Origin of the sequence: Acetobacter estunensis (assembly GCF_019083805.1) — a bacterium.
In the GTDB taxonomy this organism is placed as follows: Bacteria; Pseudomonadota; Alphaproteobacteria; order Acetobacterales; family Acetobacteraceae; genus Acetobacter; species Acetobacter estunensis_A.
In genome coordinates, this window is record NZ_JAHRDV010000009.1 from 18,338 (window position 1) to 37,858 (window position 19,521).

Genomic DNA, 19,521 nt, shown 5'->3' on the forward strand with positions numbered 1-19,521 from the left:
GATGTCCGGATTTATGATTTCAATAGAACCAGCCGCCACTGGCCGGTGGAATGGCGGTCTTGTGGTCCTTCCGGCGCTTCTGCTGCTGATCGTAGCGTTGTGTGCGAATGCGGGGAATATGCTCCCGCACTGGCTGGTGGCATGGCCGCATGAAGCCGTGATTCCTCTGGCAACAGCCATCGGCAGCGGGTTGGACAGGCTGGCGCGATGTCATGTTTTTGCAGGTGTCACCGTCAAGGATGCGACACGTGCTTTTGCCTCATTCATTGCTTGGCCAGCCAATCTTCTGGAAGAGATTCTTGTTGATGGCGTGTCACGCGGAGGTGGGGCCACGAAGGTGGTGGTAGCGCCACCGCTATCGTGGCTGGGCGTATCGCTGGCGACCGTCTGGCTCGGATGGCGGCGTGGCGGAGGCGCGCTGGCCACCCTCAGCCTAATGACTGTTCTTTATCTTCTGGGATTGGGGCTGTGGCAAAGCGCCATGCAGACACTTGCCCTGCTAGGTGTCGCAGTGCCATTCGGAATTGTGCTTGGATTTGGCATTGGTGTGCTTTTGTGGCGCCAAAAGCGCATGCAGGCCACAACTCTCCTGATGCTTGACCAGCTACAGACAATCCCGATTTTTGCCTATCTCGTCCCACTTGTTGGATTTTTTGGCCTTGGATCCGCCACCGCCATTCTGGCGACCGTCATCTTCACTGTGCCCATCATGGCGCGCACAACGGTTTCCGGACTGACACGAGCAGAGACCGAGTTCGGCGAAGTATCCGATTCAATGGGGTGTCGCTTCGGACAGCGGCTGTTCCTCATTCTTGTGCCTTCCGCACGCCAGGATCTGCTGACCGGCGTGAATCAGGTCATCATGTTGTCCTTTTCTTGCACGGTGCTCGCATCGCTCGTGGGAACGGCGGGATTGGGATACAATATCCTGATTGCTTTGCGGCAACTCAACATCGGGCGTGGGCTGGAAGCTGGTCTCGGTGTCACCATTCTGGCCATTCTGCTCGACCGCTTCTGTGCATCACACCCAGTGGCAAGTACTCGCGGTACGGGATGGCGCGATTTGGGAGTGGCGGCTCTGCTCCTACTTGTCCCTACTCTTGTCAGTTTTCATGAAGCTGCGCTCGTGCATTTTCCCAATAGCTGGCGTTTCTCCTCAGGCAATGTGGTCGATAACGCTGTTGAGTGGATCAACGTCAACCTGTTCTGGCTCACAGATGACATCAAGGCTTGGCTTCTGATTCATATGCTCATGCCGCTGCGCGATGAAATGCAGACGCTCACTTGGAGTGGCGTGGTGCTGTTTCTTGCGTTTCTGGGCTACTGCGCGCGGGGCTGGCGCGGGATGCTGCTGGTGGCGGCTCTGGCCACATTCCCAGCGGCTGTCGGGATGTGGAAGCCCACAATGATGACGGTTTATCTGTGCCTGATTTCGGTGATTATGGCAGCACTCATCGGGCTCCCGGTAGGCATCGTGGCAGGGCGACACCCACGGTGGGGACGTTTCATCCTGACTCTTTGCGATCTTCTGCAGACGCTTCCTGCCTTTGTCTATCTGATACCGGTGATCATGTTCTTTGGCTCCGGTGATTTTTCAGCCTTTGTCGCGGTCGTGGTGTTTGCCATGTGTCCGGTCATCCGTTTCACAGCTTTGGGCATCCGTGAAGTGCCACTCTCATTGCAGGAAGCGGGACGTCAGCTTGGCATGACGGAGTGGCAGATGTTGCGCAAGGTCGAACTGCCCATGGCACGCTCGCATATCCTTCTGGGTATCAATTTCGCCGTGAACATGGCGCTGGCAATGCTTGTCGTAACGGCATTGATTGGCACACGTGATCTCGGTCGTGAAACCGTCAATGCGTTGTCACGGGTTGATGCCGGTCAGGGGCTGACTGCAGGACTTGCCGTCGCCAGCCTTTCACTGATCGCCAACCAGATCATTGGTGGATTTGCGGGCCGCCAGTCACAGTAATCATGCATCCAGAAGATGGAACGGACGAATGACTCACACATATATTGTCGTTGGAGCTGGATCGGCTGGATGTGTACTGGCTGCGCGACTGAGCGAGGACCCGACCATAAGCGTACTGCTTCTTGAGGCAGGCCCCCGTGACGCTCATCCGCTGATTCACATACCGGCAGCTCTTCCAGCCGTGGCACCACGGGCCTCTTTGAACTGGGGATATTATACGGAGCCCGAAGCGGAACTAAACGGCCGGCGGCTGTTCTGGCCACGAGGCAAGGTGCTCGGTGGCAGCAGCGCCATCAACGGCATGGTATACACGCGAGGAAATGCCGGTGATTACGACGCGTGGGAACAGCTCGGTGCGACAGGATGGAGTTACGAAGATGTGCTCCCATATTTTCGCAAGAGTGAGAGCAACGTGCGCGGGGCAAGTCGATATCATGGTGCCCAAGGGCCCCTGCATGTCACACGGGGTGTGAGGACCTCCGAACTGTGCGATCTTTTCATCGAAGCCGGTCTGCAGGCAGGATATCCTTATAACGAAGATTTCAATGCCGCCGATCAGAACGGTTTTGGTGATTTTGACGCCACCGTATGGAAGGGGCGCCGCTGGAGCACGGCAACGGCCTTTCTGAAACGCGCACGTAAACGTCCCAATCTCACGGTTATCACCGGGGCAACAGTGAACCGTATCCTGTGGACCGGACATCGGGCCGTGGGTGTGGAATATGTGCGGGGACAGGATATTGTCAGAACTTACTGTGAGGGAGAGATCATTCTCTCTGGCGGCACCATCAATTCTCCACAGATTCTACAGCTTTCAGGCATTGGCCCAGCTGATGTGCTTCGTGGTCTCGATATTCCCGTCATGGTGGACAGTCCCGAGGTCGGAAAAAACATGCAGGATCATCTGTGTGTGTGTCTGATGTCGCAAATTACTGCACCGATTAGCCATTACAAATGGCTCCAGCCGATGGCCGCGATGAAAGCAACGCTTCATTATGCGCTTGGGCGCAAGGGGGTGGCGGCAGAGGCTCCTCTGTCAACCGGTGCATTTTTCCGAAGTGCGGACGATCAGAAATACCCCGACATCCAGCTTCATCTTACACCGGCTCTGGTCACCAGTCATGATAGCGGATGGCCGAGCGAACACGGTATGACCGTCTATATCAACCATGCGTATCCCGAGAGCCGTGGCACCGTCACGATATCCAGCGATGACCCGCTGAAGCATCCCAAAATCGCGGCGAACTACCTCTCCGCCCCGGGGGATATCGACATTCTCCGCAATGCCGTCAGAAAAACCCGTGATATTCTTTCTGGCTCAGTATTCGATAGTGTGCGTGGTAGTGCGATTACCTTGCATGATGGGCATGTCACAGACGCCGAAATCGATTCCTTCATTCGGGCAGAGGCCGAGACGGTCTATCATCCGGTGGGAAGTTGCCGCATGGGCAGTGATTCTGCTGCGGTCGTCACACCCGATCTAAAGGTACAAGGCGTGGAAGGCGTGCGTGTCGTTGACGCCTCGGTCATGCCACGACTCATTAACGGCAACACTAATGCTCCGGCCATCATGATTGCGGAACGCGGTGCCGACTTCATTCGCAAGAGAGGCTGAGACGATGTCGCATGTACCTGAAGCTGACATGTCTACAGCTCCCACGCCAAAATTGCAGGTCGGGGAACTGTGGAAGATTTATGGAGCCAATGCAGAGAGGCTCATTGGCGACCGTAACAGTGCCCCGGATGATGCCTTTCTGGAAAAACACGGTCTCTTCGGCGCTGTGCGCGGCGTGAGCTTTGATGTGATGCCTGGCGAACTGATCACGCTCATGGGGCTATCGGGCAGTGGAAAGTCCACCCTTCTGCGAGCCGTCAGTCGGTTGATAGAGCCTTCTTATGGGACGCTATTGATTGATGGACAGGACTTTCTGGGAGCTTCATCACAGGAACTCATCAATATCCGTCGTCATCGGTTGGGTATGGTGTTCCAGCACTACGCCCTGTTGCCACACCGTACAGTTCTAGAAAACGTGGCGCTCCCGCTTGAAGTTCGAGGAGAAACTCTCCCTTCACGCATTGAAAAGGCACGCAGGACCATTGATCTGGTGGGGTTGGGAAAGCTCATCGGCCGCTATCCATCTCAGTTATCCGGTGGACAACAGCAACGCGTGGGGATTGCGCGATCTCTGGTGACAGATCCCGACATATGGTTTCTGGATGAGCCTTTTTCGGCCCTTGATCCGCTTATCCGTCGTGAACTGCAACAGGAGCTTCTGCGTCTACAGAAAATCGTGAACAAGACGATCCTTTTCGTGACCCATGACTTCGATGAAGCCGTTCGTCTGGCTACGCGGATCATTGTGATGGAAGCCGGGCGCATCGTGCAGATCGGCACACCCGAAGACATCGTCCTGAGACCGAAGAATGCGTATATTGAAGCATTCACGCGCAATATTCCAAAAGCCAATGTCGTCACTATCGGAGCGATCGCGCGCCCAGCGGCGGATGAAACTCTGAATGGTGTTCTGCCCGCACAGGCACGGATCGTTGACGCAGCACCACAGATCATTGCGTCATCTGGCACATTTGGAGTCGAGACAGCCGACGGACATCGGGTTGGAGTCATCGGGACCACCGACATCCTGCCATTCCTATTCTCATCACCTGAAAAACAGGCAGCCTGAAAAGGATATATCCCATCATGATGACACACGATGAATGGAAGAATCGTGCAGAGTCTCTCAGGTTCCGCAATCGGTGCTGGATTGACGGCAGAGCGGTCGATGCCGTGTCAGGCGCAACATTTCCCTGCGTGAACCCGGCCACAGGTACGGTATTGACCGAAGTGGCGCGAGGCGGAGTGGCAGACATCGATCTGGCCGTGGGTGCCGCGCGACGAGCATTTTCCGATCGTCGCTGGTCTGGTCTGCAACCTGTCGAACGTAAGGACGTACTGCTACGTCTGGCCGCCTTGATCCGTGATCACCTTGAAGAATTCGCTCTTCTTGAAACGCTCGATATGGGCAAGCCGATCAGTGACAGCCTGCAGTATGACGCGCCCGGTTCGGCCGCCATTCTGCAATGGCACGCTGAAGCGATCGATAAGCTCTATGGAGAAATTGCCCCCACGGGCACGGCAGATCTGGCGCTGGTCCGACGTGTGCCGCTGGGGGTCGTGGGAGCCGTCGTTCCATGGAACTACCCGCTTGAGATGGCAATATGGAAGATCGCGCCGGCTTTGGCGGTGGGGAACTCGGTCGTCCTCAAGCCTGCCGAGCAATCTCCTCTCTCAGCGCTCCGTCTTGCGGAACTGGCCAGTGAAGCGGGCCTTCCAGACGGCGTGCTAAATGTGGTACCCGGCTTTGGTGAAGATGCCGGTCAGGCGCTGGGGCGACACATGGAGGTGGACTGTATTGCGTTCACGGGCTCGACCGCGATCGGCAAGATGTTCATGCGCTATGCCGGCGAAAGCAACATGAAGATGGTGTGGCCGGAGACGGGAGGGAAAAGTCCAAACGTGATCTTTGCCGATGCCGATCTTGAAGCGGCAGCGACATCTGCGGCCTTTGGAATATTTTTCAATCAGGGCGAAGTCTGTTCCGCAAACTCCCGACTCTTGGTCGAACGACCGGTTCTGGAAGAAATGCTCGAACGCCTTACGGCTCTTGCCACAGATTTCCAGCCGGGTGATCCACTGGATCCACAGACGCACGCAGGCTCTCTGGTTGATGGACGCCACGCTGACCGGGTCATGAAATTCATCGATCAGGCCAGGAAAGATGGCCGACTTGTTACTGGTGGTGAGCGGCGTGTGATCAATGGATCGGATGCGTTCGTCACTCCCACGATCTTCACAGATTTGCCGCCCGGGGCAGAACTGCTGCGAGAGGAAGTGTTCGGTCCTGTGTTGACAGTACAGGCATTCGATACGGAAGAAAAAGCGCTCTCTCTCGCCAATGATACGGTCTATGGACTGGCCGCTTCAGTGTGGACACGCGACTTGAGCAGGGCGTTGCGCGTATCGGACAAACTCGAAGCGGGAGCTGTGTCCATCAACACGGTTGATGCTCTTTCAGTGATGACGCCATTTGGCGGATTGAAGCAGTCAGGCTTTGGCCGTGATCTCTCTTTGCACTCGTTCGACAAGTATTCGGCCCTCAAGACGAGTTGGATCAAGGTGGGGTGAGGACCACCTCCAAGCCCACGCCGACTGTAGGGCTCTTGGAAAACGTGTTTCACGCTTAATATATCGTGAGGATTACTATAATGGGCACGTGCACGGCATCTGCGGAACTGAATGAAAATGTGACCGCTCCATTCGAACAGGCAGAAGCGATGCCGGTTGCGGTCTATACATCACCTGATTTTCTCGAACTGGAACAATCGCACATTTTTTCCGGGAGTTGGCTATGCGCCGGACGTACAAGTTCGCTGCCTACCCCCGGCGACTACCTGACGATGAAAATCGCGGATGAGCCAATTATCGTCCTGCGGGATGCGCAAGGAGAATTGCGTGCGATGTCGAATGTCTGCCGACATCGCATGTCCCTTCTTCTGGAAGGGCACGGGCATGTGTCGGTCATCACTTGTCCCTATCACGCATGGAGCTATGGACTTGATGGAGCGCTTCGCGGTGCTCCGGCCATGGATCAGAACAAGGGGTTCTGCAAAGAGAAATTCCGTCTGCCGCAGATACGCTGTGTGGACTGGCAAGGCTGGATCATGGTGACGCTTGACCCTGATCTTCCACCACCACATGAACTTTATGCGGATGTGGATCGGCTTGTGGGCTATCTGCACATGGAGAATTACGTCCAGACATTCAGTGAGCAGCACCGCTGGAACACGAATTGGAAGATCCTCGCGGAAAATTTCATGGAAAGCTATCACTTGCCCATGTGCCACTCCGGAACCATCGGGGGAACCACGAAACTCCGCGAAATGGTGTGCCCCGAAGGTTTTCCCGCGTTCAATTACCATCACATTCTCAAGGACGACACGGTGCCGCTGGCTCTGGCTCACCCGGGGAATACAGTGCTGCAAGGGGATGATCGCCGTCGCACATGGCTACTGGCGATCTATCCATCTCTACTCATCACGCTGACGCCCGGTTACTTCTGGTATCTGTCACTTACGCCGGACGGTGTCGATCATGTGAACATTCTCTATGGCGGCGGCCTGTCTCCCGAGTTCATGGCAGATCCTCAGGCGCAAGAGCATTTTACATCACTCAAGACTCTGCTTGATGAGGTGAACAGAGAAGATCAGGGCTGCACGGAGCGTGTCTGGAAAGGATTACAGAGCCGCTTTGCCGTACCCGGCACACTATCGCATCTCGAACGGCCAAATTATGAGTTCGCCCGCTGGATTTCTCAGAAGGTCGGCGTTTGATCGCAACATCTCACGCAACCTGTGGCATTGTGTCATTTCTCGAAGCGATCAGGGAACCTCCGATAAGGGAGGTTCCCCCTAAAGGCAACACACAGCTTCAGAATTTGCACACACACACTGTCAGTGATCGTGTGGTGTTCCGATAGCAGCCCAACATTCTGGCATGTTTCCGTCTTACTGAAATCACGCGGGAGCATGACGTTTCGTAATACCACAAACATTAAAACTCACTTCAACAAGACGAAAACTCCAAAACTGGGGTAATCATCCAACACGTGGATGCTCTCGAACAACGATCTACACTCATCGCAGACAGATCTATCGCTGCGGGGGCACATTCCTCACCGGCACGGACACCCCTATTTTCATGCCCTCATCACCACGAAAGGATGAAGCACGCCGCACGTCTTGCCGGTCTCGCATCCACCCCACCACACTCCCGATCCCCACAATGCCCAGAATGGCACCCGCGCTCAGAGCCAATTCCCCACGCGTCGCCGGATAGAGCGCCATGGAGGCAGGAACCGCCATCAGACAGGCCAGCGTGAACCAGCCAAGAGCACGACGTTCCGGCGCAAGCTTCATGCCCGCCATGACGATCAGGACATCATCGATGATGATGAACGAACCAATTACACTCACAAGAAAAGCAAAAACCAGCTTGGGGGAAGCAATAGCCGAAAGCGCAACCAATCCCGAGGCGACCGCCACGCACAGCACGGCGCGACGGGGGATACCGCTGGCATTCGTCGCGTCATGAAACGCCTTTGGCCCATACCCGGATAATGCGAATTCGTTCAGCACGCGTGAGGCGGCGAACAGCCCAGAATTGAGCGTGGACAGGATGGCCGCCAGAATGACCAGAGTCATGGCATCCTGCGCGAACGGCACATTGAGGCGTTCCAGCACCAGCAGGAAAGGCGAATTGCCCGGCGCATATTCCTTCCACGACACGAGGCACAGCAACATGCCGATGGACGTCATGAAGAAAGCCGCCAGTCGGATCGCAATGGTTCGCGCCACCCGTGCGATATTGGCCGCGGGCGAATCCGTTTCCAGCGCCGCGATCGTGCCGATTTCGCTGCCAGACATGGAGAACACAGCCGCCGGGACCGCCGAAAGCACGGCAATGCCTCCATGAGGAAAGAAGCCACCCTCAAGAAGTGGAAGCTGGGTGATATGCCGCCCGACCGCCAGCGCGTACAAACCCACACCCAGAAACGCGAGCACAGCCAGAATCTTGATCCCCGACAGCCAACTCTCGACCTCGCCATACCCGCGCACGGAAGCAAGGTTGAGCGCTGTCATCACCCCGAGAATCAGCGCCTCGATCACCCAGTAGGGCAGGTGCACAAATGGCGCCATGAGCGTGGCCGCAGCCATGACTTCGATACCGATGGTGGTGATCCAGATGGTCCAGTAGGTCCACCCCATGACGAAGCCGCACCGATGCCCCAACACACCGCCGATCTGCGCCACGAACGAGCCGCGCCCCGGTGCCCGCAGCGCCACCAGACACACCATGATGTTCACACACAGAACGAGAAGTCCGGCAAAGGCGTAAGACAGGATGACGGACGGACCGGCCGTGGCAATGGCGCCCGACGATCCGACGAAGAACCCGGCTCCCATCACCCCTCCAAGGGCGATCATGGTCACATGACGGGAGCGCAATGCGCCGCCTGTGGTCGTGGGGCTGGAAACGGTCTGTCCGCTCATGTTTCCTCCTGCGATCGGACACGCCGTTTTTGGCTTATCCGGGGCACGCCCTTGTCACATACGACATGAGCGCAGGTTATCTCGGAGCCGCAGATCGGGCCATAAAACCGGATCGCGGATTATTATTCTCCAACCGTAACGACATAAAGACGGAGCGGTCAATTCCTGATCGTCCTCCACCATGTCGCTTTGAGAAAACCGGAAGGACGTTGTCGCCCTCCGGCTGCCATCAAAATCCTGTAATGTCTATCTTGGAAACCGGTAACTGGTTCAGGCACCCGCCAGACGATCCCGCAGCCGCCCCCACACGATTCCAGCCGCCACGCCCACACGCCAGAAGCGATGAAACGGCACCGGACGGATGGGCGTGAACGGAAACAGGGGTGAGGCTTCGCCTGCCAGATAGCGGGCGATCTCCTGTCCCGTCAGCGTGGCCAGAGCCACGCCACGCCCGTTGTAACCGAGAGCCGCGACCAGACCCGGCTGCGGCTCATGCCAATGCGGGTAATGATCCAGCGTCATGGCCAGTTGTCCGTTCCAGCCGTGCGTCCATGAGACTGCTCCCCGCAGTTCGGGCCAGAGCTTTTCGGCATGGGCCGTCAGAAAGGGAAAACTCGCCACGCCCTGTGCGGGATGGGAGAATGAGCGTCCTCCCATCAGCAGCCGCCCCTGGGCGTCTACACGATAATAAGCCGTCACGATGCCCAGTTCATACAACACCTCGCCCTGCGCCATAATGCGCTCACGCAAAGCCTGTGGCAGTGGCGTGCTGGACACGATGGCGCTGTAAACGGGGATAACGGACCGTCGCAACGGATTGATCAGCGAGGAACTGTAACCGTTCGTTCCCACCACCACCTTGTCGCAGGTCACGCTGCCCTGAGGGGTCACCGCCTGCCATGCGCGTGCGGACCGCCGCAGACACACGACCGGACTTTGCGAACAGATGCGTGCGCCCGCTTCCATCGCAGCTCGTGTCAGACCGCGCGTATACGCCAAGGGATCGACCTGCCCTCCCCGCGCGTCCAGCAGCGCCGCCTTGTGATAAGGCGAACCCGTGCGCGTCTGCACAGCTGCTTCATCCAACCATGACACCGGCCAGCCGCGCGCAAGGCACTGATCCGCCAGTTCCCGCAACGCCGGGATCTGGGAGGGCGCTGTGGCCGTCCGCAATGTGCCGCCCCGTATGGCATCACAGGCAATGCCATGCCGCTCGATCAATTCGAACACTAGGTCGGGCGCGTTCCATGCCAGATGCGCCAGCCGTCCTCCCACCTCTGGCCCAAAATCCTTCTCCACCTCCTCCGGCGGCGGTTTCAGGCCCGGATTGACCTGACCACCATTCCGACCGGAAGCCCCCCATCCCGGCTCGTGCCGTTCCAGCAGGACAACACGCGCGCCCTGCTGCGCCAGATGGAGAGCCGTGGATACCCCCGTCAGTCCACCACCGATAATGGCCACATCGGCCTGTACATCCCCTGTCAGAGGCGGGATTCCGGAAAGGGGTGAACTACTGGTTTCATAGAGACTGCCAATTGCCATCGTGCTGTCCTGCTTTACTGGTGCCTTCACGGCCAATGACCTATCCTGCGACATCATAGGGTCACGATCCCGGGAGACATTTGAATATGCGTTATTGTATTGTCGGTGCTGGTTTCAGCGGAAGTATTATGGCGCGTGCGCTCGCGGAAAATGGGCATGATATCCTGCTGATCGACGAACGTTCGCACGTCGCGGGCAACTGTCACACGACGCGTGACGCGGAAACCGGCGTCATGGTCCATCACTATGGCCCGCATATCTTTCACACTTCAAGTGATCGCGTGTGGAATTACATCAATCGCTTCGGATCGTTTCGACCCTATATCAACCGGGTGAAAGCCCAGTCCGGTGGCCGGGTCTACTCCCTGCCGATCAATCTGCTCACCATCAACCAGTTCTTCGGCACAACCCTGCGTCCCGATGAGGCCCGCGCCTTCATCGCCGCCAAGGCGGATCGCTCCATTACCGAGCCACGCTCCTTTGAGGAGCAGGCGCTGTCTATGATCGGCCCCGAACTCTACGAGGCGTTCTTTCACGGCTACACGCTCAAGCAGTGGGGCCTCTCCCCAAAGAAACTGCCTGCCTCTATCCTCAAGCGTCTGCCGGTGCGCTTCAATTATGACGACAACTACTTCAACCACACCCATCAGGGCATTCCCGAAGACGGTTACACCGCCATCGTGGAAAACATCCTCAACCATCCAAAGATCGAACGCGCTCTCGGGACGCGCTTCGAAGACGTGAAGGAGACGTTTCACCACGTCTTCTATACCGGCCCGATCGACCGTTTCTTCGGCTTCCCACTGGGCCGCTTGGGCTATCGCACGCTCGACTTCGAACGCTTCACCGCCGAGGGCGATTATCAGGGCACGGCAGTCATGAATTATTGCGACCGAGCCGTGCCCTACACGCGCGTGTCCGAACACAAGCACTTCGCGCCATGGGAAGCCGACAAGCTGGAGCGCACGGTCTGCTTCCGGGAATACAGCCGCCTCGCAAACGAGAACGACATCCCGTACTATCCGATCCGCCTTGTGCAGGAGCAGGACATGCTCGCGGCTTACGTGGACATGGCACGCAAGACGAAAGGGGTGTCCTTTCTCGGGCGCCTCGGCACCTATCGTTATCTCGACATGGACGTCTCGATCGGAGAGGCGCTGGACGCAGTGGACACCACATTGGCGGCTCTCCGCGACAACAGCGATATCCCCTCTTTTTTCGTCAACCCGCTTCCATAAACCGGCGACACCACGGGAGGAGCGGACCTCCCGTGGTCCCTCACTCAGGCCCTGAGACGAACCGCCTGCACCGACACATTCAGCGCCGCTGCCAGACCACTGTCCACAGCGGTCGCGGTGAAGATTGCCCGCACCATACGCTGACCGCTCCGCCCAAGTGACTCGACCTTTTCTGGGGCGTCATGCAACCGCACGATCCGGCGCGCCATGGAGTCGGCATCCCCGCACATCAGCGTTTCCAGTCGCTTGGAAAGGGAAAGGCCTTCAGCAGCCACAGGTGTCATCACACAGGGCAGCCCCGCCGCAAACGTGTCCACCACCTTGGCGGCGACACCCGCTCCCAGTCGCTGGGACGCCACGCCCAGACGTACGGCACTGAACAAATCACGCGATAGATTGTCCACGGCGCCCACGACCTCGACACCGCCGCATGTCTCGCCAGCCGTCCGGACCAGAGCGCTCACGACATCCTGCGGCCCCTCACCCGCCAACACACAACGTATGTGCGAAGCCTGCGCCCACACGCGCGGCATGACGTCTCGGACCAGCCATGAAGCCGCTTCCAGCGTTTCCATGTGTCCGTAATGTCCGAGGAACGCGACACCAGAACGCTGCACAGCGTCCACCGAAACCGACACGGCCGCCACATTCCATGGTGCGACATGGACGTTCAGCATGGGGGCCAGAGCCCGCAAACCGGTCGCTTCCACTTCGGAATGCACGATGACTGCATCGCACAGTAAGGCCGTGGTCAATTCCTGCGTGCGCAGTCGGGCAACGGCTCGACCGAGTTCCGGAACCTGCTGCACATCGGCCCGCCGCGCCAGCGCCAGGTGACGCAACGAACGCAGAGCAAACAGCAGTCGGGCACGCGGCAGATAACGGCGCGCAAGCCCCGCATAAGCCAAGGCCACGGACTGCCCCCGCAGATACACCACCTCAAACGCATCGGTCTGACGCCGCAGCAGATCATCCACCGACGTGTAGAGTGGTGCCAGCGCCACGCTCACGCCTTCTGCTTCCAGCTCCGCCACCATCGCAGCCGGAACACACTGGCCCACCGCCGCGAAGGTTACGTCATAGCCAAGGCGTTTAAGACCGCGCATATGCGAAAGCAGCGCCGTCGCCTCCGATGACAGACCTTCGCAGGGCAGTGTCTCGGCCAGCACCAACGCCCGCCTGATCTCGGGCATGGACGCCGCCGCGCGTCCCGCACGCCTCCGCGCCTTACCCAGTTTCTCCACTTCGTCGCGGCGTGTGTCGCACTCCGCTTCCTGCGCACGCAGACGTTCGACCTGCTCCGTCATGAACGACAACGCCCGCAAACGCTCAGGGCGGGAAGCCAGCCCCTTCACCGCACGGGTGATGGCATGCTCCATCGCCTCATCCAGAACCTCCAGCGGCTCCAGCACTTTGGGCGATCCGGACAACGGCACCTTGGACACGGCATGACGCACCTCGACACGATGCGCACAGCGCCAGTCCAGCGGCTCATCCAGATCCAGCCGGAACCCAGCCCAGCCCGCACCCATGCCGGCCCGCGCGATGTCGCCGCGCTGGCGGTCCGCCGATAACGTGGCGATGGAGCGGCCATCGACAATAATCTCGACGCACGCCATGTCGAACGGATGCCGGGCATCCCACGCCCACCCTTCGATCCGGCTGTGCATCACGCTGTCCAGCCATCCCTGGAAACGGCTGTCGTCCTCAAACTCCTCGTCCATTTCGGCCGTTTCCAGAAGAGATACGTACTCTTCCAGCTTCGCGCGAATGGCCCGCAGCGTCTCACCTTCATCCACATAAGGGGCACAGCGCACGGCCCACTCCCGGCTCGCATCGGGATAGATCTTGTAATATTCAGCAAAGTTCTGGAAGATACCCCGCGCGCCATCCTCGACGTAACTCTCGGAAGCCGCTCCCTCGGCCAACAGGACATCATGCGTGTCCAGCTCGATGTGGAAGTAGTTCACTTCTCCGATGGACTCATCACGCACGATGCTGTGGCCATTGATCAGCGCGCCAGCGGGCACCAGCACGCCGTCGAGGAACATCGCGTGCTGGGCGGACACACGCAGATCCCGACGCGGCAGACCTTCGCCAAGCGAACCCGCGCGGAACAGAACTGGAAAGAGGCTGGAATTACTGGCGACAAACTCCGGGGCGTAGCTACGACGACCGATCCAGCGAATGGGCCGTAACGCGCCCGAAGCCGTACGCACACGATCCCCGATGCGCAGGGTCTCGACCGGAACCTCTCCATTCTCGACCGCGATCAGTGTGCCGAGCAGGTAACAGGCCACATAGGTTAGCACGCCGTCCGACCAATCTGCCGAACTGAACTCCTCGGGCGTAAGAGTGCCCTGCGTATCGGCGAAAGATAGGGTCTGGGTAAGTGTCGTGCCGTTGCTGGTGGCCGTAATCGTCACCGTGTCGCCCGAAACGGAAACGCTCGGAGTGTCCGCGCCTTTAAGCGCGTCCAGTTCCAGCATACCGCCCGAAGCCAGTGTAAGGTTGGTGACTGTGATATCGCTCTGAACGAGTTCAAGTGTGCCGCCCGACTGCACCGTGACGGCGTCAATCGTCGGCGCATATCCACTGTCATGATAGGCAACGAGATACCCATTGCTTTCGACCGTGGCGCCCGAAACCGTCGTATTGACGGCATCGAGTTCACCACCACTCTCGATCGTTGCATTGGCAATGTTCGCTACCGTCGCATCGGCCGCCGTAGTGCCGCCCGCACCGCTGACAGTGCCCCCACTTTCAATGACAACACCAGAAGCGTTTCCTCCCGCATGCACGAACAACACGCCGCCGCTTTCAACGGTGGTGTCATTCATGGTCGCGCCCGACTCGATCAGGGCGCTACCACCGGAAATCAGCAGTGTCCCGTCCGCCGACCCGGCGTCGGCATGCAAAAGTGCGCCGGAACCGATCAGTTGCGCGCCTGATATGTATCCCGCATTGGTGATGGATTCCTGCTCAAGGCCCGCCACACCATACGCAATGGTGCCATACGCGCTGCCACCGGCGAGGACCGCCTGATTGCCTCCCGCCGACACAATGGCCCCGCTGGCCACACCCCATCATTGATGTCCTGCTTCGCCCCGGCAAGAATCACCGTGCCGGAGTCAGTGCCGTACAGGCTTTCCAGAGCATCGGATCCTGAAAGGGTGACGTTGCTGGCCGCCGCTCCCGAGGCTACGACAAAAGCATTCGTGGCGACTGTCGTGTTTTCGATAAGGCCGCCACCTGAAATCGTCAGGAAGCTGCCATCGGCCACCGTGCCGCCACTGACGGTGCCCTGCACACCAGGCTCACTGGTGTGGTCGCCTGCCTTGCCGACAAAAAGCTTACCACCGTCTTCCACGGTTACCGACGACACAACGCCGCCACTGGTCATCGAAAGAATACCGCCGCTTTCGATGATTGCACTGGTAACGGACGAGGAGAGTGTCGTAATCCCGGTCCCGGATTTCACATCCAACGGCGTATTCGTCGTGTCGCTCATGAGTCCCTCGGAGCTTTGGCGCGACTCTTTTTGAATCGCGCGAACTAAAAAACGTTCCGGGTCTCATTCTTCGTGCTGTTTACTAATTTTCCGGATACAGACCTTGCCGATCCGTTAAGGCGCAGCCTCTGCCGCCAATGCCAAAAAGCGCCCTACAAGAAATGAACGGCCAATTGGAGAGAACGAAAACATCCCGCCGATGGACTGGATAAGAAACTGTTTCAAACGCCAGCAGTAGAAAGCTGACGAGGAAAGGGCAGCCGCCCTTCCTCGTCAGAAACACTTTATTACGCGCCCTTGAGGTGCTTGACGCACAGGCTGTAATACCCGCCGCCCTTCATGATCCATTTCTGGCCACCATTCCCGCCCGTCGATTTGTTGGCGTGATACTGATCCAGACAGGTCTTCATGCGGGCCTTACCAGCACTGAGCGAGGAATATTTCGACGACACGGCACCGGGGAACACCACATTGCCCGAAGAGACCGGCTCAACGGGTGCCTCGGCTTTCTTCGTGGCTGCGGGTGTCTCGGCTGCGGCCTTGCCATCGGCTGCCGCGGTCTTGTCGTCAGCCTTGTCCTCGGGCTCGGCTTCCGCACCACCGCACTGCGCCGCCTTGAAGGCCTTGTACGTCTGGCCTGCCAGCGTGCCGTCTTCCTTCGCGGTCTTGAACTTCGCGTGGCATTCCTTGGCAGTCATGGCGTGAGCCGCCTGCGGTACGCCCACGAACGCTACACCGGAAAGAAGAGCGAGAGACGCGAGCGAGGCGCGTGCTGAACGATTGAAGCCCATCGGCTGTCCTTATGACTGTAGTGCGGAACACGCCCTGCCTCATGACCGGACGCGGTGGACCATTTCTCCGCAGGAATGACAGGCCCAACCGTAGAAAGACCTCATGGCCGGGCAACACGCAAGACAATGTGAATGAAAGAAAAAGGGCAGGCCCATCAGACCTGCCCTTTCTTCCATACAACCGGACCGAACGACGGTCTCAGGCGATACGCTCGCCATGCTGGGAAACATCCAGACCTTCGAGTTCCTGATCGGGAGAAACCCGCAGACCCACCAGCATGTCCACGATCTTGAGCAGAATGAACGTCATCGCGCCGCACCACACGATGGTCACGCCCACAGCTTCGGCCTGCACCAAAAGCTGATGGAGCGAGCCGGACGTGCCTTCCGGCGAGGCATCAGTGGCCGACAGTGGTCCATAAGCCAGAACACCCGTCAGCAATGCGCCCACAATGCCGCCGATGCCATGCACGCCAAAAGCATCGAGGCTGTCGTCATAACCCATCATATGCTTGAGGCTGGTCGCGCCCCAGTAACAGACAACGCCCGTCACCAGACCGATGATCAGCGCGCCACCGGGCAGCACGAAGCCGGCTGCCGGCGTGATGGCCACCAGACCACCGACCGCACCCGAGATGATGCCCAACACCGTTGGGCGCCCCGTGCGGATCCATTCCGCCACCATCCACGACACGCCGGCCGCTGCAGCAGCGATCTGGGTCGTCGCCATCGCCATGCCCGCGCGGCCGTTGGCGCCCGCAGCCGACCCGGCATTGAAGCCGAACCAGCCCACCCACAGAAGGGAGGCACCAATAACAGCGTAGGTCAGATTGAACGGTGCAAGATCATCCGTACCGAACCCCTTGCGCTTGCCAAGCACCAGCGCACACACGAGACCAGCGATACCGGCGTTGATATGCACGACCGTGCCACCCGCGAAATCCAGAGTTCCCATACCGGCCAGCCAGCCGATCGGGCTCCAGACCCAGTGCGCCACGGGCGAATAGACGACCAGCGACCACAGGATGGTGAAGATGCACATGGCCGAGAACTTCATACGCTCGGCATAGGCACCTGCGATCAGTGCCGGAGTGATAATGGCGAAGGTCATCTGGAACGTCATGAAGACGCTCTCGGGAATCGTCATCGTCGTAGCATTGGGCGAGTCCGCGCCAATGGTGAAGGGCACGTCCGCGCCCTTGGCAATGTGCTCACCCAGCGTGGACAGGAACGCCTTCGACAGGCCGCCGACATAGGGCGTGCCGGTGGAAAAGGCGAGCGAGTAGCCCAGCACCATCCATACGACGGTGATGATGCAGCAGATCGAAAAGCTCTGCATCAGCGTGGCCAGCACGTTCTTCTTGCGGACCATGCCTGCGTAGAACAGCGCCAGACCGGGAATGGTCATCATCAACACCAGCGCGGTGCTGGTCAGCATCCACGCCGTATCGCCCGTATCGATTGCAGGCGCAGGTGCTGCGTCCTCCGCCATGGCGGGAGTGGCGGCCAGCAGGGCCGTGCCTGCCATGGCCATGCGTGTCAGGCGGTTACGCCACAGATCCGGCACAGCCTCTCTCCTCACGAACGAGGAAACCTTGTTTTTCATGAACGCCCGCTGCTCCCTGCCTCATTCGCGTCTGTGTCCAGCGGTCGATTCGTGCCGAGAGACCGCTGAACTAGCTATTCGTCTGATAACGTAGCTTAATCGAAACGAAATACTCAAGCCTTCCAAAGCCTGAAAGACGTGTTCGCACACTATGTTAGACGAAATGTCCCAGACTGCGTTGCGGGAATCACACTGTCTGAACAGAGCAAGGGAATTTACTCGCTAGAATTCGTCCGTTCTTTCGCCCCTTGCGCCCATATCCCTTCTCAACATCGCGTTTCAGTGGACGGGTCGCTCTGGATAGAGAGAACGCCCTCAGTCACCACTAACGCGCGTGCGGGTGCGCATCGTGACAAACTCTTCCGCCGAGGACGGATGAATGCCCACGGTCCGATCGAAATCCACCTTTCGCAGCCCCGCCGTCACCGCAATGGCCATACCCTGCATGATCTCGGCCGCATCCTCACCGATCATATGGACGCCAACCACCTTCTGAGTTGCCTGATCCACAACCAGTTTCATCAGCGTGCGGCGCTCGCGTCCGCTAAGCGTGTGTCGCATCGGACGGAATCGGCTGACATACACGTCCACCGTCCCGCGCTCGGCAGCCTCCATCTCCGTCAGTCCCACACTTGCCACTGGTGGCGTGAAGAAAACGGCCTTGGGCACCGTCTCGAACGACCAGTCCCGCGCGTGATGGGCAAAGAGACGGTCGGCAAGGATATGACCTTCGGCAATCGCCACCGGCGTAAGGTTCTCGTGATTCGTCACATCGCCGATAGCGAACACACCCGGCTCGGTCGTCTCGAAATGCCGGTCCGCCATGATGCGCCCATTGTCTTCTGTGCGAACGCGCGTGTTCTCCAGTCCCAGACCCTTGATCTTGGGATGACGCCCGGTCGCCATCAACACGCAATCGACCGTCAGACTGGCGCCATTGTCGAGCGTGACGACCAGATCTTCTCCCGTCTTGCGTATCCGCACAGGGCTTGCGCCCACATGCTGACGGATGCCGCGCTGGTCGATGGCCTCATGCAGCGCCGTACGCAGGTCTTCATCGAAGCCACGCAGCGGTAGATCCTGCCGGTAGACCAGATCCACACTACCGCCGAGGCCCGCGAAAATGCCCGCGAACTCAACCCCGATGTAACCACTGCCCACGATGCACACGCGCTTGGGCATTTCTTTCAGCGCAAACACCTGATCGGAGGTAATGGCCAGTTCGTGCCCTTCAATATCTGGCACGCTCGGCGTGGAGCCGGTGGCAATGACGATCCGCTCTGCCGTGATGCGCTCGGGTTTTGCCTGCGCGTCCAGCGCCGTCGGCGTGGTGACGATGGTATGGGCGTCTTCGAAGGCAGCGTGCCCCGTCAGCAGCCGCACACCGGCCTTTCCCAGCATGGAGACATAGATGCCGTTCAGGCGCGAAATCTCGCGATCCTTGGCGGCAATCAGCTTGCCCCAATCATGCGTGCCTTCGGGCGTGTCCCAGCCGAATCCGTGGCTGTCCGCGACATAGTCGCCATACTCGCTGGCCTGCACCATCAGCTTCTTGGGAACACACCCGAGATTGACGCAGGTGCCGCCCCAGTGCCGTCCTTCCACCACCGCCACGCGGGCGCCATGGCCTGCAGCGATCCGCGCGCAGCGCACACCGCCCGATCCGGCGCCAATGACCAGAAGATCGACATCGTAAGAAGTAGCGGCAGACATGGTCAGGCTCCGTTTTCACCCGAGATGACGGGCAAACC

The 19,521-nt window shown here is 58.9% G+C and carries 12 protein-coding genes; 6 read left to right on the forward strand and 6 right to left on the reverse strand.

What is annotated here, in order from left to right; genetic code table 11:
* The first annotated feature begins 1 nt into the window (after nt 1).
* From KUA11_RS11660 to KUA11_RS11680, 5 genes are all read left to right on the forward strand, one after another.
* Nucleotides 2–1,972: an ABC transporter permease gene (locus tag KUA11_RS11660; RefSeq protein ID WP_217410469.1), complete on the forward strand. Its 1,971-nt coding sequence runs from the start codon at nt 2–4 to the stop codon at nt 1,970–1,972.
* Nucleotides 1,973–2,000: 28 nt separating this feature from the next.
* A complete protein-coding gene (locus tag KUA11_RS11665; protein WP_217410470.1) occupies nt 2,001–3,587 on the forward strand; it encodes a GMC family oxidoreductase in 1,587 nt (528 codons plus the stop codon).
* Nucleotides 3,588–3,615: 28 nt separating this feature from the next.
* The gene (locus KUA11_RS11670; protein WP_217410471.1) at nt 3,616–4,656 is read left to right on the forward strand and encodes an ATP-binding cassette domain-containing protein; all 1,041 of its coding nucleotides are present in this window, start codon (nt 3,616–3,618) and stop codon (nt 4,654–4,656) included.
* A 17-nt stretch (nt 4,657–4,673) separates the two neighbouring features.
* On the forward strand, nt 4,674–6,158 hold the full coding sequence (locus KUA11_RS11675) for an aldehyde dehydrogenase (RefSeq protein WP_217410472.1): 1,485 nt from the start codon (nt 4,674–4,676) through the stop codon (nt 6,156–6,158).
* An 80-nt stretch (nt 6,159–6,238) separates the two neighbouring features.
* Entirely contained in the window at nt 6,239–7,363 is a 1,125-nt protein-coding gene (locus tag KUA11_RS11680; RefSeq protein ID WP_217410473.1) for an aromatic ring-hydroxylating oxygenase subunit alpha, read from the forward strand.
* Nucleotides 7,364–7,681: 318 nt separating this feature from the next.
* Here the strand turns inward: KUA11_RS11680 and KUA11_RS11685 are convergent, their stop codons facing one another.
* Both KUA11_RS11685 and KUA11_RS11690 read right to left on the reverse strand, forming a co-directional pair.
* A complete protein-coding gene (locus KUA11_RS11685; protein WP_217410474.1) occupies nt 7,682–9,082 on the reverse strand; it encodes an amino acid permease in 1,401 nt (466 codons plus the stop codon).
* 270 nt (nt 9,083–9,352) lie between these two features.
* Nucleotides 9,353–10,624, reverse strand: coding sequence for an NAD(P)/FAD-dependent oxidoreductase (locus KUA11_RS11690; RefSeq protein ID WP_217410475.1), 1,272 nt, complete (start codon nt 10,622–10,624; stop codon nt 9,353–9,355).
* 86 nt (nt 10,625–10,710) lie between these two features.
* Here KUA11_RS11690 and KUA11_RS11695 point away from each other — a divergent pair, with 86 nt between their 5' ends.
* The gene (locus KUA11_RS11695; RefSeq protein WP_217410476.1) at nt 10,711–11,862 is read left to right on the forward strand and encodes a UDP-galactopyranose/dTDP-fucopyranose mutase family protein; all 1,152 of its coding nucleotides are present in this window, start codon (nt 10,711–10,713) and stop codon (nt 11,860–11,862) included.
* A gap of 44 nt (nt 11,863–11,906) precedes the next feature.
* On the opposite strand, the gene KUA11_RS11700 is transcribed toward KUA11_RS11695, so the two are convergent.
* The 4 genes from KUA11_RS11700 to gorA all read right to left on the reverse strand — a co-directional run bounded on the left by KUA11_RS11700 (nt 11,907) and on the right by gorA (nt 19,483).
* Nucleotides 11,907–14,942, reverse strand: coding sequence for a Hint domain-containing protein (locus KUA11_RS11700; RefSeq protein WP_217410477.1), 3,036 nt, complete (start codon nt 14,940–14,942; stop codon nt 11,907–11,909).
* A gap of 718 nt (nt 14,943–15,660) precedes the next feature.
* Nucleotides 15,661–16,164: a hypothetical protein gene (locus KUA11_RS11705; protein ID WP_217410478.1), complete on the reverse strand. Its 504-nt coding sequence runs from the start codon at nt 16,162–16,164 to the stop codon at nt 15,661–15,663.
* 199 nt (nt 16,165–16,363) lie between these two features.
* The gene (locus KUA11_RS11710) at nt 16,364–17,692 is read right to left on the reverse strand and encodes an ammonium transporter (protein WP_302480893.1); all 1,329 of its coding nucleotides are present in this window, start codon (nt 17,690–17,692) and stop codon (nt 16,364–16,366) included.
* Nucleotides 17,693–18,085: 393 nt separating this feature from the next.
* Nucleotides 18,086–19,483, reverse strand: coding sequence for a glutathione-disulfide reductase (gorA, locus tag KUA11_RS11715; protein ID WP_217410479.1), 1,398 nt, complete (start codon nt 19,481–19,483; stop codon nt 18,086–18,088).
* Nucleotides 19,484–19,521 lie beyond the last annotated feature (38 nt).

What these genes read in the sequence shown, in the direction of transcription:
- KUA11_RS11690 (WP_217410475.1), bottom strand. Translation starts at nt 10,624, where the DNA reads ATGGCAATTGGCAGTCTCTATGAAACCAGTAGTTCACCCCTTTCCGGA.
- KUA11_RS11675 (WP_217410472.1), top strand. Translation starts at nt 4,674, where the DNA reads ATGATGACACACGATGAATGGAAGAATCGTGCAGAGTCTCTCAGGTTC.
- KUA11_RS11710 (WP_302480893.1), bottom strand. Translation starts at nt 17,692, where the DNA reads ATGGCAGGCACGGCCCTGCTGGCCGCCACTCCCGCCATGGCGGAGGAC.
- KUA11_RS11670 (WP_217410471.1), top strand. Translation starts at nt 3,616, where the DNA reads ATGTCTACAGCTCCCACGCCAAAATTGCAGGTCGGGGAACTGTGGAAG.
- KUA11_RS11685 (WP_217410474.1), bottom strand. Translation starts at nt 9,082, where the DNA reads ATGAGCGGACAGACCGTTTCCAGCCCCACGACCACAGGCGGCGCATTG.
- KUA11_RS11665 (WP_217410470.1), top strand. Translation starts at nt 2,001, where the DNA reads ATGACTCACACATATATTGTCGTTGGAGCTGGATCGGCTGGATGTGTA.
- KUA11_RS11695 (WP_217410476.1), top strand. Translation starts at nt 10,711, where the DNA reads ATGCGTTATTGTATTGTCGGTGCTGGTTTCAGCGGAAGTATTATGGCG.
- KUA11_RS11660 (WP_217410469.1), top strand. Translation starts at nt 2, where the DNA reads ATGTCCGGATTTATGATTTCAATAGAACCAGCCGCCACTGGCCGGTGG.
- KUA11_RS11680 (WP_217410473.1), top strand. Translation starts at nt 6,239, where the DNA reads ATGGGCACGTGCACGGCATCTGCGGAACTGAATGAAAATGTGACCGCT.
- gorA (WP_217410479.1), bottom strand. Translation starts at nt 19,483, where the DNA reads ATGTCTGCCGCTACTTCTTACGATGTCGATCTTCTGGTCATTGGCGCC.
- KUA11_RS11705 (WP_217410478.1), bottom strand. Translation starts at nt 16,164, where the DNA reads ATGGGCTTCAATCGTTCAGCACGCGCCTCGCTCGCGTCTCTCGCTCTT.